The 14,965-nt window shown below is 70.7% G+C and carries 11 protein-coding genes and 1 riboswitch; of the genes, 3 read left to right on the plus strand and 8 right to left on the minus strand.

The features are described from left to right. Window positions 1–118: 118 nt before the first annotated feature. On the minus strand, window positions 119–1,852 hold the full coding sequence (locus OHS17_RS13065) for an ABC transporter substrate-binding protein (RefSeq protein ID WP_330312302.1): 1,734 nt from the start codon (window positions 1,850–1,852) through the stop codon (window positions 119–121). A 221-nt stretch (window positions 1,853–2,073) separates the two neighbouring features. On the opposite strand from OHS17_RS13065, the gene OHS17_RS13070 reads away from it, so the two are divergent. From OHS17_RS13070 to OHS17_RS13080, 3 genes are all read left to right on the plus strand, one after another. Continuing rightward, a complete protein-coding gene (locus OHS17_RS13070; protein WP_330312303.1) occupies window positions 2,074–3,102 on the plus strand; it encodes a LacI family DNA-binding transcriptional regulator in 1,029 nt (342 codons plus the stop codon). A gap of 209 nt (window positions 3,103–3,311) precedes the next feature. Next, window positions 3,312–4,082 (plus strand): ABC transporter ATP-binding protein, encoded by a 771-nt coding sequence (locus OHS17_RS13075; RefSeq protein WP_018104067.1) that lies wholly within the window; start codon window positions 3,312–3,314, stop codon window positions 4,080–4,082. Between the two features lie 79 nt (window positions 4,083–4,161). After that, on the plus strand, window positions 4,162–6,690 hold the full coding sequence (locus OHS17_RS13080) for an ABC transporter permease (RefSeq protein WP_330312304.1): 2,529 nt from the start codon (window positions 4,162–4,164) through the stop codon (window positions 6,688–6,690). A gap of 77 nt (window positions 6,691–6,767) precedes the next feature. Here the strand turns inward: OHS17_RS13080 and OHS17_RS13085 are convergent, their stop codons facing one another. From OHS17_RS13085 to OHS17_RS13115, 7 genes are all read right to left on the minus strand, one after another. Continuing rightward, complete coding sequence (locus OHS17_RS13085) at window positions 6,768–8,072, minus strand: cyclopropane-fatty-acyl-phospholipid synthase family protein (RefSeq protein ID WP_330312305.1); 1,305 nt, start codon at window positions 8,070–8,072, stop codon at window positions 6,768–6,770. 305 nt (window positions 8,073–8,377) lie between these two features. Continuing rightward, window positions 8,378–9,763 (minus strand): NAD(P)/FAD-dependent oxidoreductase, encoded by a 1,386-nt coding sequence (locus tag OHS17_RS13090; protein ID WP_026171645.1) that lies wholly within the window; start codon window positions 9,761–9,763, stop codon window positions 8,378–8,380. A gap of 414 nt (window positions 9,764–10,177) precedes the next feature. Then, window positions 10,178–11,119 carry a Ppx/GppA phosphatase family protein gene (locus OHS17_RS13095; protein WP_330312306.1) on the minus strand — a complete coding sequence of 314 codons (942 nt, stop codon included), beginning with the start codon at window positions 11,117–11,119 and terminating at the stop codon, window positions 10,178–10,180. A gap of 13 nt (window positions 11,120–11,132) precedes the next feature. After that, window positions 11,133–11,672 carry a DUF501 domain-containing protein gene (locus tag OHS17_RS13100; protein ID WP_018104072.1) on the minus strand — a complete coding sequence of 180 codons (540 nt, stop codon included), beginning with the start codon at window positions 11,670–11,672 and terminating at the stop codon, window positions 11,133–11,135. Between the two features lie 70 nt (window positions 11,673–11,742). After that, entirely contained in the window at window positions 11,743–12,213 is a 471-nt protein-coding gene (locus tag OHS17_RS13105; RefSeq protein ID WP_073864850.1) for an FtsB family cell division protein, read from the minus strand. A 92-nt stretch (window positions 12,214–12,305) separates the two neighbouring features. Next, window positions 12,306–13,586 (minus strand): phosphopyruvate hydratase, encoded by a 1,281-nt coding sequence (gene eno, locus OHS17_RS13110; RefSeq protein WP_018104074.1) that lies wholly within the window; start codon window positions 13,584–13,586, stop codon window positions 12,306–12,308. A gap of 307 nt (window positions 13,587–13,893) precedes the next feature. Continuing rightward, a complete protein-coding gene (locus OHS17_RS13115; RefSeq protein WP_073864851.1) occupies window positions 13,894–14,616 on the minus strand; it encodes a LysM peptidoglycan-binding domain-containing protein in 723 nt (240 codons plus the stop codon). A 4-nt stretch (window positions 14,617–14,620) separates the two neighbouring features. Then, window positions 14,621–14,788, minus strand: a riboswitch (cyclic di-AMP (ydaO/yuaA leader). Window positions 14,789–14,965 lie beyond the last annotated feature (177 nt).

The following is a 14,965-nucleotide window of genomic DNA, read 5'->3' on the forward strand; positions in this document are numbered from 1 at the left end:
GAGCCCCGCCGTACGGTCGGCGGTCAGGTCGGCGCGCACGGCGGGGCGGTCGTGGAATGGGAGCGGCCGGCCGGGGGAAGAGCCCCCTCGGGAGCCGGCCGCTCTCAGAACTGCCGTGTCACTTGGCGGGCTTCAGCTGCGTAAGCGCTTCAAAGCCGCCCATCTCCAGCCAGTTGCGCCACATCGCGGGGGCGTACTTGGGCGCTCCGGGCGCGTCCGAGGGCCAGTTGGTCCAGGTGCCGGTGGTGGACTGGGCCCACAGGCCGTTGTACCAGAGGGGGATGACGGGCATCTCCTTCAGCTGGATGTCCTGGATCTTCGAGATGACCTTTTTCATGCCCTCGGTGTCGTCGGTCTTCACCGCGCCGAGCTGCTGGACGAGCTTCCAGGCGTCCTCGTTCTCGTAGCGGCCGAAGTTGACGGTGTTCTGCTGCTTCTGGACGGGCAGCTGGAACATGTACTCGTAGTACGTCCACGGGGTGCTGGAGAGCTGGCGCTCGTTGTTGACGACGAGGTCGAAGTTGCCCTTGCCGCGCTGCTCGTTGAGGGCGTTGGCGTCGGGGAACTCGGTGGTGACCTTGATTCCGGCGGCCTTGGCGGACGAGGCGATGACCTTCGCGGCCTCCATCCAGTCGGTCCAGCCGGTGGGCACAGCCAGCTTCAGGCTGATCTTCGAGCCGTCCTTGTTCTCCACCAGGCCGTCGCCGTCGGTGTCCTTGTAGCCGGCGTCCGCGAGGATCTGCTTGGCCTTGGCGGTGTCGAAGGTGAAGCCCTCGCTCGCGACGAGGCCCTTGTCGATGTACGTGTCCCACTGCGGGAGCAGCCCGGTCGGGTCGGCGCCCTTGACCAGGCCCCCGTACACGCCCTTGACGATCTTCCCGGTGTCGACGGACGCGGCGAGCGCCCTGCGGAAGGCCGCGTCGTCCATCGGCTTCTTCGTGGTGTTGGGCACCAGCCAGGCGGTGTTGGCGGAGAGCATGTAGGGCGGCTCGTCGTAGTACGAGACGACCTTCTTGCTCTTGACCAGGGAGGCGGCGCCGGGCAGGAAGTTGTTGCTCAGGTCCAGCTGGTTCTGGCCGAGCTGGCCGATGACGACCTCGTTGCTGGGGTTGGACACGTCCACGATGTAGCGGGGCGCGGGCTTCATGGAGAGCGCCTTGACGCCCCACCAGTCGTCGCGCCGCTGCCAGACGACCCGGTCCTGGGTGTGGCTCTTGAGCGTGTACGCGCCGGTGCCGACGGGCTTGTCGTTGACGCCGTCCAGGACCTCCTTCTCGGAACGCTTGCCCCAGATGTGTTCGGGAACGACGGGCTGCCCGTAGAGCGTGAAGTCCCACTCCTGGTAGCGGGCCTCCTTGAAGGTGAAGCGGACCGTGGTGGCGTCGACCGCCTCGGCGCCGGAGAGCCAGCTCCACAGGCTGTGGAAGGCGGACGCCTCGATCTTCCCGATCCCGTAGGAGTAGGCGACGTCCTTCGCGGTGAGGGGCTTGCCGTCGGACCACTTGATGCCGGGGCGCAGCTTCACCTCGTAGGTCTTGTCCCCGGTCCAGCTGCCGGACTCGGCGAGCCAGGGCGTGAGCTTGCCCGCGTTGGGGTCGAAGTGGAACAGGGTCTCGTAGACGAGGCCCTTGGTGCCGGTGGCGTGGTCCCAGTTGTGCAGCGGGTTGTAGTTGGCGGGCGGCCCCCACTGGGTGCCGGTGGTGTAGAGCGTCTCGTTACGGGGAAGAGCGCCGCCTCCCCCACCGCCGGTACCGCCCGTGCCGCCCGAAGAACCGCCCCCCGTGCACGCGGTGGCGGCGAGTGCGATCACGGCGAGCGTGGCCGCGATCCGTCCCCGGAATCCCGTGCCCATCGTCCCTCCTTCTCCCCGCCGTCCCTGCCGAGCGGAGTTACTGAACCGGGTAAGTGCCGTGAAGTTAAGGCCGCCTCATGCCCCTGTCAAGGGTGCGGGAGCGCTCCCATTCCGTGTAGGGCGCAGGCGGGTCGCGCGATCACGGGCGGCAAGGGGGGCCGCGCGGACCCGTCGCGGCGGCTAGGATGTGCACGCTGCACGAACCGGTTAAGCGAGGTCACATGCCCAAGCACCGCCCCACGATCGCCGACATCGCGGCCCGCGCCGGGGTGTCCAAGGTCGCCGTGTCCTACGCGCTGAACGACCGGCCGGGCGTCTCCCCCGCGACCCGGTCCGCCATCAAGGCCATCGCGCAGGAGATCGGCTGGCGCCCCAACAGCGCGGCCCGCGCCCTCACCCGGGCCAGGGCCGACGCGGTGGGCCTCGCGCTGTGCCGGCCCGCCCGGCTGCTTGGCGTCGAGCCGTTCTTCATGGAACTGATCAGCGGCATCGAGTCCGAGCTCTCGCCGCGCGGCTGCGCCCTGCTGCTCCAGGTCGTCACGGACCCGGCCCAGGAGCTGGAGGTCTACCGCCGCTGGTGGGGCGAGGGCCGGGTGGACGGTGTCTTCCTCACCGACCTGCGCGGCTCCGACCCGCGCATCGACGGCGTCGCCGGGCTCGGCCTGCCCGCCGTGGCGATCGGCCACCCCTCCGCGTCCGGTCCGCTGCCCGCCGTGTGGTCCGACGACGCGGCGGCGGTCCGCGACACCTTCGCGTATCTCGCCGCCCTCGGCCACCGCTCGGTCGCCCGGGTCGCCGGGATGCCGGAGCTGAACCACACCGCCCTGCGCGACCGGGCCCAGCGCGAGGTCTGCGCCGAACTGGGCCTCGGCGAGCCGGTCGTCGTGCACACGGGCTACTCCGGCGAGGACGGGGCGCACGCCACGCGCCGCCTGGTCAGCTCGCCCGGGCGCCCCACCGCGATCGTGTACGACAACGACATCATGGCCGTCGCCGGGCTCTCGGTCGCCCAGGAGATGGGCCTCGACGTGCCGGGCGACCTCTCGCTCGTCGCCTGGGACGACTCCCAGCTCTCCCGGGTCGTCCGCCCCCCGCTGACCGCGCTGAGCCGCGACATCCCGGCGTACGGGGCGCTCGCGGCCCGGACCCTGCTGTCCCTGGTCACGGACGGTGGGGCGGAGGGGTGCGAGGACAAGGCGGCCCGGCTGGTGCCACGAGGGTCCACAGGTGCGCCGAACAAAGCCCCCTAAGCCGCGCGGAGGTGGATGTCATACCCGAGGAGGACGCCGGGGGGCGGGTCATGCGACTCAAGAGGGCCCCGGGAACGGGCACCGGGAGTGACGTCCGGGAGCCGTCCGGCGGGGACGATGGAGTGGTACCCCTGACCCGGGGGCCCACGCCGACGCGGCGGGCCGCCGGGCGGGCCCCGCCCCGTACGCACCCCACCCTGGAGTCTGCTGTGACCACCATGTCCACCGCTCACCGCGCCACCGCGGTGGCCGCCCGCGCCACGGAACTGTCCAAGGTCTACGGCGAGGGCGAGACCCGGGTGACCGCTCTCGACCGGGTCACCGTGGACTTCCCGCAGGGCGAGTTCACCGCGATCATGGGCCCGTCGGGCTCCGGCAAGTCCACGCTGATGCACTGCGTGGCCGGCCTCGACAGCTTCAGCAGCGGTTCGGTGCGCATCGGCGAGACGGAGCTGGGCTCACTCAAGGACAAGCAGCTCACGCAGCTGCGGCGGGACAAGATCGGCTTCATCTTCCAGGCGTTCAACCTGCTGCCGACGCTCACCGCCCTGGAGAACATCACGCTCCCGATGGACATCGCGGGCCGCAAGCCGAACCAGGAGTGGCTGCACCGGGTCATCGACATGGTGGGCCTCTCCGACCGGCTGAAGCACCGCCCCACCGAGCTCTCCGGCGGCCAGCAGCAGCGCGTGGCGGTGGCCCGCGCCCTGGCCTCCCAGCCCGAGATCATCTTCGGGGACGAACCGACCGGCAACCTCGACTCCCGCTCCGGCGCCGAGGTCCTGGGCTTCCTCCGCAACTCCGTGCGTGAACTGGGCCAGACCGTGGTGATGGTGACCCACGACCCGGTCGCCGCCTCCTACGCGGACCGGGTCATCTTCCTGGCCGACGGGGCGATCGTCGACCAGATGATCCACCCCACCGCGGACGGGGTGCTGGACCGGATGAAGGCGTTCGACGCCAAGGGCCGCACCAGCTGAACCGGCGCGTACCGGCGCTTCGTACCCCTTCCTCCGGCACCTGCTCACCCGGGCCGGCAGACACCCAGGACTGACTGACATGTTCCGTACCGCCCTGCGCAATGTGCTCGCGCACAAGGCCAGGCTGCTGATGACGATCCTCGCCGTGATGCTCGGCGTGGCCTTCGTCTCCGGCACCCTGGTCTTCACCGACACCCTCGGCAACGCCCTCCGCAACCAGTCGGCCAAGAGCTACGACGACATCGCCGTCGCCGTCACCACCCACGCCGACCAGCGCGACAAGGAGACGGCAGCCGTCGGCGAGGCCACCCTGGAGAAGATCCGGGCCCTGGACGGCGTCGCCTCCGTCACCGGCCGGGTCGACGGCTTCGCCGGGGTCGCCGACCCCGACGGCAAGCTGATCGGCAACGGCTGGTCCAACAGCGGCTCCAACTTCGCCCCCGGCAAGGACGGCAAGGACCCCGCGTACAGCTTCACCGACGGCACGGGTCCCACCGAGCCCGGCAGCATCGCGCTGGACCGCGACACCGCGGACAAGGGGAAGTACGAGGTCGGCGACAAGGTCCGCGTCGCCACCAACGGGCCGGTGAAGGAGTACACCCTGTCCGGGGTCTTCACCACCCAGGACGGCGCGGTCAACGCCGGCGGCAGCCTGGTCCTCTTCGACACCCCCGTCGCGCAGAAGCTGTTCCTGCGCCCCGGTGAGTTCAAGGACGTCTCCGTCGCCGCGAAGCCCGGTGCCTCGGACCAGCAGCTGCTGACCGCCGTGAAGCCGCTGCTGCCCGAGGACGCCGAGGCCAAGACCGGCCAGGCGCGCTCCGACGAGCAGGCCGAGGAGATCGAGAAGGGTCTCAGCGGGATCAACTGGCTGCTGCTGTCCTTCGCGGGGGTCGCCCTCTTCGTCGGCGTCTTCCTGATCGCCAACACCTTCACCATGCTGGTCGCTCAGCGCACCAAGGAGCTGGCCCTGATGCGCGCCGTCGGCGCCTCGCGCCGCCAGGTCAAGCGCTCGGTGCTCCTGGAGGCGGCCGTGGTCGGCCTCATCGCCTCCGTCGTCGGCTTCGCGGTGGGCCTCGGGCTCGCCGTCGGGCTGCGCTCGGCCATGAGCCTGCTGGGGGGCAAGATCCCGGCCGGTCCGCTGATCGTCTCCCCGGTCACCGTGATCGCCGCCTTCACCGTGGGCGTCCTGATCACCGTCCTCGCCGCCTGGCTGCCCGCCCGCCGGGCCGCGAAGATCCCGCCGGTCGCCGCCATGAACAGCGCGCACGCGGTGGCCACCGTCAGGTCCCTCGTCGTACGCAACACCATCGGCGGTGTCATCACGCTGCTCGGGGCCGCCGGGATCCTCGGCGGCGCGGCCGAGGGCGGGACGTCCGGGCGGCTGCTCGTCGGGGGCGGCACGTTCCTCGCGCTGATCGGCGTCATCGTCCTCATCCCGCTGCTGTCCCGCCCGGTGATCGCCCTGGTGCGCCCGCTGCTGCGCCGGCTGTTCGGGGTCTCCGGCAAGCTCGCCGCGCAGAACGCGGTCCGCAACCCCCGGCGCACCGGTGCCACCGCGTCCGCGCTGGCGATCGGCCTCACCCTCGTCACCGGGATCTCGGTGCTCGGCGTCACCCTCGGCCAGGCGGTCGACAAGGTGACCACGGACAACATCAAGGCCGACTACATGGTCTCGATGGCCAGCGGTGACGCGCTCGACGAGTCGGCGCTGACAGCTCTGGAGAAGGCCAAGGGCGTCACCGCCGCCTCGCCCCAGCAGGCCGTCTGGCTGACGATCGGCGGGCAGGGCGTCTCGGCCTCCGGCGTCACCCCGGGCGACGTGCAGCAGGTGCTCACCGTCGACACCGTCGCGGGCTCTTTGGACACCCTGGAGAAGGGGCAGATCGCGGTCGCCGAGAAGACTGCGAAGACGCACGGCTGGAAGCCCGGGGACGCCATCCCGGTCACGTACGGGGACGACAAGAAGGAGACGCTGAAGGTCGGCGCGCTCTACAAGGACAACGAGTTCCTCTCGCCGGTCCTGATCCCCCGCGCCACCGTCGCCCCGCACGAGGGCAAGGGCGACATCCAGGAGGTCTGGGTGAAGGCCGACGGCGGCGCGAACGCGGCCAACGAGCAGGCGCTGGTGGACGCGCTGGGCGACAACCCGGGCATGAGCATCATGGACCGCCAGGACATCCGGGACATGTTCGGCGGCGGCGTCAACCTCGCGATGAACATCATGTACGGCCTGCTCGGCATGGCCCTGATCATCGCGGTGCTCGGGGTCGTCAACACCCTGGCCATGTCGGTGTTCGAGCGCCAGCAGGAGATCGGCATGCTGCGGGCGATCGGCCTGGACCGTCGCCGGGTGAAGCGGATGATCCGCCTTGAGGCGGTGGTGATCTCGCTGTTCGGCGCGCTCGTCGGCATCGGGCTCGGGCTGTTCCTCGGCTGGGCGATCGGGCAGACCGTCGCCGAGAGCATCCCGCAGTACGTACTGGTCATCCCGTGGAGCCGGATCGCGGTCTTCCTGCTCCTGGCAGGTGCGGTCGGTGTGCTCGCAGCCCTGTGGCCCGCCCGCAGCGCCGCGAGGCTCAACATGCTGACGGCCATCAAGACCGAGTAGCAGGAGCGGTACGAGGGAAGGGGCCGGTGTCCGCGGACACCGGCCCCTTCCGTGCGTACGTCCCTGCTGTACGTCGCTCAGGCGGTCGCGTCGGCCTTCCAGACGCGGGCGCGCAGCGGCATGCGTGAGGCGCCGTCCGTCTCCGGGCGCACCGCGAGGATCTGGTTGACGCCGATCTTGTTGCGCTCGAAAGACAGCGCGGAAGCGGCCATGTAGAGCCGCCAGACGCGCGCCCGGCCGGGCGAGACCATCTTCACGGCGCTCCCCCAGCCCCGCTCCAGGTTGGCGACCCACTGGCGCAGCGTCAGCGCGTAGTGCTCGCGCAGCGCCTCGACGTCGCGGGCCTCGAAGCCGGCCTCCTCCAGGAGGGCGAGGGTCCGGCCGACCGGGGCCAGTTCCCCGTCCGGGAAGACGTAGGCGTCGATGAACGCGTCGATCTCGTACGCCGACTCGTCCCGCTCCGGGCGGCGCCCGATCTGGTGGTTGAGGAGGCGCCCGCCGGGCTTGAGGAGGGCGAAGAGGTCGTCGGCGTACTCCCGGTAGCGGACGGAGCCGACGTGCTCCGCCATGCCGATGGACGAGATGGCGTCGTAGGGCCCGTCGCGGACGTCCCGGTAGTCCTGGACCCGGATCTCCACGCGGTCGGTCAGGCCCTCGTCGGCGATGCGCTTGCGGGCGTAGGCGGCCTGCTCGGTGGAGAGGGTGACGCCGGTGACGTGGGCGCCGTACTCGCGGGCGGCGTGGATGGCCATGGAGCCCCAGCCGCAGCCGACGTCCAGCAGGCGGTCGCCCTCCTTGAGGGCCAGTTTGCGGCAGACGAGGTCGAGTTTGTCGCGCTGGGCGTCCTCCAGGGTCCCGGCGTCCTCCCAGTAGGCGCAGGAGTAGACCATGGACGGCCCGAGGACCAGTTCGTAGAAGTCGTTGCCCACGTCGTAGTGGTGGCTGATGGCCTCCTTGTCGCGGCGTCTGGTGTGCAGGGGACCGCTGCGGCGGCGCACTTCCTCGGGCGGCGGGGCGGGCGGCAGCCAGGGCCCGGACAGCTTCAGCAGGTCCGCGGCGGCGGCGCGCGACTTCGGGTCGCGCAGGGCCTGGAGGCCGCCCGGCGCGTCGGAGGTGCGCTCCCAGATGAGCCCGGCCATCAGGTCCAGGGCTTCGTAGAGGTCGCCCTCGATGTCCAGCTCGCCGGCCACCCAGGCGCGGGCCAGACCGAGTTCGCCCGGCTTCCACAGCAGCCGGCGCAGGGCCCGGCGGTTCCTGATGACGAGGACGGGGGCTCCGGGCGGTCCGGATTCGCTGCCGTCCCAGGCCCGGACGCGGACCGGTAGGGGTTGGCCCAGCAACTGCTGGGCGAGAGCGGTCAGCCGCAATGCGGCGTCTGCCATGGCGCACACCTCCGTGACGGTGTTTCCCGACGTGCCCAGACATGCCCACACATGTCCCGGACCACGCCCCGGCACCCGGGGCGCCTTGGCGTGGTACATCCCCCACAACAGTCTGCGGCGGCCCGGCCATCCCGCTACCGGGCAAGGGAACGGCAAAATGCGTGCACGGCACACGCATCCGCCGGGGGTGCGGCCCGTGCCGCGCGCCGCCCTTTCGTACCCGGATACGCCGAAGGGGCCGTCCGCACCACGGATGGCGGACGGCCCCTTCGGGCGTCGTACTGCGGCCTTGCGGCCGGGTGGAGCTAGGAGGCCTTGGCCTTCTCGCCCACGGGCTTGGCGGCGGCCGGCGCGGGGGCCGGCTTGGCGGCCTCGTAGAACTCCTCGCGCGGCGTCTCCATGGCACCCAGGGAGACGACCTCGCGCTTGAGGAACATCGCGAGGGTCCAGTCGGCGAAGATCCGGATCTTGCGGTTCCAGGTCGGCATCGCCAGACCGTGGTAGCCACGGTGCATGTACCAGGCGAGACGGCCCTTGAGCTTGATCTTCATCTTGCCCATGACGATCATCGCGACGCCCTTGTGCAGGCCCAGACCGGCGACCGCGCCCTTGTTGGCGTGGCTGTAGTCGGCCTGCGGGAAGCCGCGCATCCCGGAGATCACGTTGTCGCCGAGGACCCGGGCCTGACGCAGCGCGTGCTGGGCGTTCGGCGGGCACCAGGCGTTGGGGTTGCCCGCCTTGCGGCCGACCATGTCCGGCACCTGGGCGTTGTCGCCCGCGGCCCAGATGTAGTCGGTGCCCTGCACCTGGAGCTTCTCGGTGGTGTCCACGTGGCCGCGGGGGCCGAGCGGCAGGCCGAAGCGGGCCAGGGCCGGGTTCGGCTTCACACCGGCGGTCCACACGATGGTGTTGGAGTCGACCTCCAGGCCGTTCTTCAGCACCACGTGGCCGTCGACGCAGGAGTCCATGGAGGTCGAGAGGAAGACCTCGACACCACGGGACTCCAGGTGCTCGCGGCCCCAGGTCCCGAGCTTCGGACCGACCTCGGGGAGGATCTTGTCGGCGGCGTCGACCAGGATGAAGCGCATGTCCTCGCGCTTCACGTTGGTGTAGTACTTGGCCGCGTCGCGGGCCATGTCCTCGACCTCGCCGATGGTCTCCGCACCGGCGAACCCGCCGCCCACGAAGACGAAGGTGAGGGCCCGGCGGCGGACGTCCTCGTCCGTCGTGGAGTCGGCCTTGTCCAGCTGCTCCAGAACGTGGTTGCGCAGGCCGATGGCCTCCTCGATGCCCTTCATACCGATGCCCTGCTCGGCAAGGCCGGGGATCGGGAAGGTGCGGGAGACCGCGCCGAGCGCGATGACCAGGTAGTCGAAGGGCAGCTCGTAGGCCTCGCCGACGAGCGGCGCGACCGTGGCGACCTTGCGGTCCTGGTCGATCGTGGTGACGCGACCGGTGAGCACCTCGGCCTTGGGCAGGACGCGCCGCAGCGGGACGACGACATGCCGAGGGGAGATGCTGCCGGCGGCAGCTTCGGGGAGGAAGGGCTGATAGGTCATGTACGACCGGGGGTCGACGACCGTGACGGTCGCCTCGCCGTAGCGCATCTTCTTGAGGATGCGCCGAGCTGCGTACAGACCTACGTACCCACCGCCTACTACGAGGATCCTGGGACGCTCCGTGGTGCTCATGCCATCGAGTATCCACCCCACTCGGGGGGCATGCTCGTGAGCCCCTTCACAAGGTTGTGGCCACCCTCTGCTATAGTTCGCCGCCCACGTGACCCAGGTCATGACCCGCACCGGGAACCCCGTTACAGTGGTGAACGTTGTTCACCGCCTGCGAGCTGGCCCTTGGCCCTCGGCCCCGGGCGAAGGGGCCTCCCGGTCCACCCGGGCGTAACACTCCCGGAACCTGTCGGTCCGGCCCCGGAGTGACCCCGCTCACCTCCTGCGCTACCCATCCGGAGCAGAAGACGGGCCCGGGGTGGGCAATTCCTTGTGAAGAAGTTCACGAAGTTGGTGGCGAGGCGGCCCGAAAGCCGCCCCACCAGGCACGTCCCGCCCTCTCAACGGTGCGGGCGGGACGACGCATGAGCGCCCGGCTCACGCCAGCGAAAAGGCGATTCCATCCAGAATGTCGTGCTCGCTCACCACGACCTCGCGCACCCCGGTCCGCTCCATCACGGCCTGGAGGATCAGCGCACCGGACGGGATCACGTCGACCCGGCCCGGGTGCATCGCGCCGATCGCCGCGCGCTCCGCATGGGTGGAGGACAGCAGCCGCGCGGTGATCTCCCGGACCTGCTCCAGGGAGACGCGGGAGTGGTGGATCGCCTCGGAGTCGTACTCCTCCAGGCCCAGCGCCATCGCGGCCACCGTGGTGACCGTCCCGGCGAGGCCCACCAGCGTGGCCGCCGAGGCGAGCGGCACGGTCTCCTCCGCCAGGTCCAGGGCGGCGGCCACGTCGGCGCGGATCGCCTCGGCCCCCTCGGGCGACGGCGGATCGCTGACCACGCCGTCACGCACGAGGTGACGCTCGGTCAGCCGTACGCAGCCGATGTCCACGGACCGGGCGGCCCGCACCCGGTCGTCGCCCACGACGAACTCGGTGGAACCGCCGCCGATGTCCACGACCAGGTACGGCTTCGCGAGGTCGTCGCGCCCGGTCAGCTCCTTGGTCGCCCCGGTGAACGAGAACGCGGCCTCCTGGTCCCCGCTGATCACCTCCGGCTCGACGCCCAGGATGTCCCGCACCCCGCGCACGAAGTCGTCGCGGTTCTCGGCGTCCCGGGAGGCGGAGGTGGCGACGAAGCGCACCTTGTCGGCGCCGTGCTCCTGGATCACCGCCGCGTACTGGCGGCAGGCGGCGAACGTGCGCTCCAGCGCCTCGGGGGCGAGCCGGCCGGTCCGGTCGACGCCCTGCCCCAGCCGGACGATCTCCATGCGCCGGGCGTGCTCGACGAGCTCCCCGGTGACCGGGTCGGCGTCCGCGACCAGCAGGCGGATCGAGTTGGTGCCGCAGTCGATGGCGGCCACGCGCGTCATGTCTGCCGCCCCCTCAGCCCTCGTCCGTACCCTGCTCGCCGCACGGCGACACGCAGGGTCCCTTGCGCCACCACTCCGGCAGCATCGCGATCGCCTCGTCGCCCAGCGGGTTGACGCCGGGACCGGCCGCCAGCGAGTGCCCGACGAGCACGTGCAGGCACTTCACCCGGTCCGGCATGCCACCGGCGCTCGGGAAGCCCTCCAGGACCTCGATGGCGTCGCGCCGCGCGATGTAGTCCTCGTGCGCCGCCCGGTAGGCCGCCGCGAGCTCGGGGTCCTTGCCCAGGCGCTCGGTCATCTCCTTCATGACCCCGTTCGCCTCCAGCGTGCCGATCGCGGACGCGGCGCGGGGGCACGTCAGGTAGAACGTCGTCGGGAACGGCGTGCCGTCCTCCAGCCGGGGCTGCGTCTCGACCACGTCCGGGTTGCCGCACGGACAGCGGTGCGCGATGGCGCGCAGCCCGCGCGGCGGGCGGCCCAGCTGCTGCTGGAACGCGGCGATGTCCGCCTCGGTGGGGACGGTGGGCTCGGTCTGGGGAGGGGGCGTTTCCATGCCTGCCTAGGGTGCTGATCGGACTGCTCGAACCGCGGGTTCTGCAGAGGTACGGGGATGGGGACGGCCGTCAGCCGCGGTCGGCGCTGTCCACGCCGTCCCACAGGTTGGAGTGCCAGGGCCGGTCCGTCTCGGCCGGCTTCCCGTTGCGCTCCTTGACCGCGTCGGGGTCGACCACGGTGTAGCCGGTCTCCCCCGGAAGAACGTAGTGCAGGTGCTCGCGGGCCAGCCGCTTGATGTACGCGTCGTCCTGGAGCCGGGCCTTCTGGTCCCGCAGCTCCTCGGTGCGCGCCTCGGCCTCGCGGGCCAGCCTGCGCTGGTCGGCGATCTCGTCGCGCTGCGACACGTACTGACGCATCGGATACGCGAGGGCGACGACCAGGGAGCAGACGACCAGGGCCAGGAAGGCGGCCCGGCCGGTGAGCCGGGAGCGGCGGGCCTGGCGCCGGTTCTGGGACCGGTAGACGCGGGCGGCGGTCTGCTCACCGAGCAGCCGCAGCCGGGTCGCGGTGGAGAACCGGTCCCTGTCCTTCACGGCCATGTTCCCGCCTCCCCATTACGACGTCCGTCCCCGCACACGGTACGTGACCGGGCGCGGGGACGGACGGAGGCGGGGGGTACCCGCGAGGGGCGTCAGCCCTTGAAGCGCGGGAACGCCGAGCGGCCCGCGTACACCGCGGCGTCGTCGAGGATCTCCTCGATGCGCAGCAGCTGGTTGTACTTGGCGACGCGGTCCGAGCGGGCCGGGGCGCCGGTCTTGATCTGACCGCAGTTCACGGCGACGGCGAGGTCGGCGATGGTGACGTCCTCGGTCTCGCCGGAGCGGTGCGACATCATGCACTTGAAGCCGTTGCGCTGGGCCAGCTCGACGGCGTCCAGGGTCTCGGTCAGCGAACCGATCTGGTTGACCTTGACGAGCAGGGCGTTGGCGGAGCCCTCCTCGATGCCGCGGGCCAGGCGCTCCGGGTTGGTGACGAAGAGGTCGTCGCCGACGATCTGGACCTTGGCGCCCAGCTTGTCGGTGATGACCTTCCAGCCCGCCCAGTCGTCCTCGTACAGCGGGTCCTCGATGGAGACCAGCGGGTACGCGGAGACGAGCTCCTCGTAGTACTCGGTCATCTCGGCGGCCGAGCGGGACTTGCCCTCGAACTCGTACGAGCCGTCCTTGTAGAACTCGGACGCGGCGACGTCGAGCGCGAGCGCGATGTCCTTGCCCGGGGCGTAACCGGCCTCCTTGATGGCCTCGATGATGAGGTCGAGGGCGGCGCGGTTGGACTCCAGGTTCGGCGCGAAGCCGCCCTCGTCGCCGAGGCCGGTGGACAGGCCCTTGGTCTTCAGGACCTTCTTCAGCGTGTGGTAGACCTCGGCGCCCCAGCGCAGGGCCTCGGAGAACGACTCGGCGCCGATCGGCGCGATCATGAACTCCTGGATGTCCACGTTGGAGTCGGCGTGCGAGCCGCCGTTCAGGATGTTCATCATCGGAACGGGCAGCAGGTGCGCGTTCGGGCCGCCGAGGTAGCGGAACAGCGGGAGGTCGCTGGCCTCGGAGGCGGCGTGGGCGACGGCGAGGGAGACGCCGAGGATGGCGTTGGCGCCGAGCGAGCCCTTGTTCTCCGTGGCGTCCAGGTCGAACATCGCCTGGTCGATGAGGCGCTGCTCGGTGGCGTCGTAGCCGACGAGCTCCGGGCCGATCTGCTCGATCACGGCGAGGACGGCCTTCTCGACGCCCTTGCCCTGGTAGCGGTTGGGGTCGCCGTCGCGAAGCTCAATGGCCTCGAACGCGCCGGTGGAGGCGCCGGACGGAACAGCAGCACGACCGGTGCTGCCGTCGTCGAGGCCGACCTCGACCTCGACCGTGGGGTTGCCCCGGGAGTCGAGGATTTCCCGGGCTACGACGACGTCGATGGACGGCACGAGGCATCTCCTTCTGGGATATGACGCTGATTGTGCAGGGTCACTTTGGCCTTGCGACAAGAGCCTAACCGGCCCGGCCGTCGGCGTCGGCCGACCGCCCGTCCCCTGGGACGAAAAAGGACCCAAGGGCGGGCATACCGGAGCGAAAGGCCGGATAACTACTGACTGGTAACTACAACAGTTGAACGCTCACGGGTGCCCGGCGGCCTCAATGCGGCGTGCCCCGGCCCGGCAACACACGGGGGGAGAGTGCGTGCCGGGCCGGGGCGGCCTGAGCGATCAGCGAGGAGGGATCGCGGTTGCTTCGTTACTTCGTCAGGTGGAGCTGCTGACCCGGGTAGATCAGGTCGGCGTCCTGGACGATGTCCTTGTTCAGCTTGAACAGCCGCTCCCAGCCGCCCTTGACGTGGTGCTCGGCGGCGATCTTGCTCAGCGTGTCACCGGAGACGACCTTGTACTCGCCGTCACCCTTGGCGACCTTCTTGCCGGTGGGGGTGGTGACCGTCTTCTTCGCGGCCTTCGGGGCGTCCGAGCGGTCGGAGCGGTTGGTGGCCGGGGCCTCCGTGCGCTCGGCCTTCTTCGGGGCGGCCTCCTGCTTGGGGGCCTCCTGCTTCGCGGCACCGGAGCCGGTGTCGACGCCCGGGTCGACACCGTCGTTGGTCAGGTTGCCGGCACCGGCGCAGGACCAGGCGCCCGGGCCCTGCAGGTCGAGGAGCTTCTCGGCGGTGGCGATCTGCTGGGCCTTGGTGGCCAGGTCGGCGCGGGGCGCGTACTGCGTACCGCCGGCGGCGGCCCAGCTGGACTGGGAGAACTGCAGGCCGCCGTAGTAGCCGTTGCCGGTGTTGATCGACCAGTTGCCGCCGGACTCGCACTGGGCGACGGCGTCCCACGTGGCGACGGAGGCGGCGGAGGCGTTGGTCGCGCCCATCAGCGGCACGGCGACGGCGGCACCGGCGACACCGGCGAGCGTCGCGACACGGACGGCCTTGGAGGGGCGGCGGTGCTTGTTGCCCTTGCGGTTGAGCAGCATCGAGTCTTCTCCTCACCGACGCCTGCGAGGTGAGCTGTCGGGTTCGGGCCAAGTGAGTTGCCCGGCCGCGCTCCTGGCGCGACTTCACCCCTAGCCGGCCCCGCCCGTCTCCCGACGACCGGGCCCAGCGCCTACCTGGGTCCCCCGCTCCTGCCTACGGCGCTTTCGCGTCTGTTCCCTCCGACCGACGGCAGGATTCGGCGTGACGGTCGACGGGGCCCGCGGTGCGAGCGGTTCTGACCGTAATCACACCCACCGGTCATATTCAAAGAAGGACATACCGGATAATCATCCCGTAAGAGCATCCGATGAACCCTCATTTGTGCAGGTCGGAACGGATGCGGCGGGA

Source organism: Streptomyces sp. NBC_00523, from assembly GCF_036346615.1.
In the GTDB taxonomy this organism is placed as follows: Bacteria; Actinomycetota; Actinomycetes; order Streptomycetales; family Streptomycetaceae; genus Streptomyces.

What these genes read in the sequence shown, in the direction of transcription:
- OHS17_RS13065 (WP_330312302.1), bottom strand. Translation starts at nt 1,852, where the DNA reads ATGGGCACGGGATTCCGGGGACGGATCGCGGCCACGCTCGCCGTGATC.
- OHS17_RS13070 (WP_330312303.1), top strand. Translation starts at nt 2,074, where the DNA reads ATGCCCAAGCACCGCCCCACGATCGCCGACATCGCGGCCCGCGCCGGG.
- OHS17_RS13080 (WP_330312304.1), top strand. Translation starts at nt 4,162, where the DNA reads ATGTTCCGTACCGCCCTGCGCAATGTGCTCGCGCACAAGGCCAGGCTG.
- OHS17_RS13085 (WP_330312305.1), bottom strand. Translation starts at nt 8,072, where the DNA reads ATGGCAGACGCCGCATTGCGGCTGACCGCTCTCGCCCAGCAGTTGCTG.
- OHS17_RS13090 (WP_026171645.1), bottom strand. Translation starts at nt 9,763, where the DNA reads ATGAGCACCACGGAGCGTCCCAGGATCCTCGTAGTAGGCGGTGGGTAC.
- OHS17_RS13095 (WP_330312306.1), bottom strand. Translation starts at nt 11,119, where the DNA reads ATGACGCGCGTGGCCGCCATCGACTGCGGCACCAACTCGATCCGCCTG.
- OHS17_RS13100 (WP_018104072.1), bottom strand. Translation starts at nt 11,672, where the DNA reads ATGGAAACGCCCCCTCCCCAGACCGAGCCCACCGTCCCCACCGAGGCG.
- OHS17_RS13105 (WP_073864850.1), bottom strand. Translation starts at nt 12,213, where the DNA reads ATGGCCGTGAAGGACAGGGACCGGTTCTCCACCGCGACCCGGCTGCGG.
- OHS17_RS13115 (WP_073864851.1), bottom strand. Translation starts at nt 14,616, where the DNA reads ATGCTGCTCAACCGCAAGGGCAACAAGCACCGCCGCCCCTCCAAGGCC.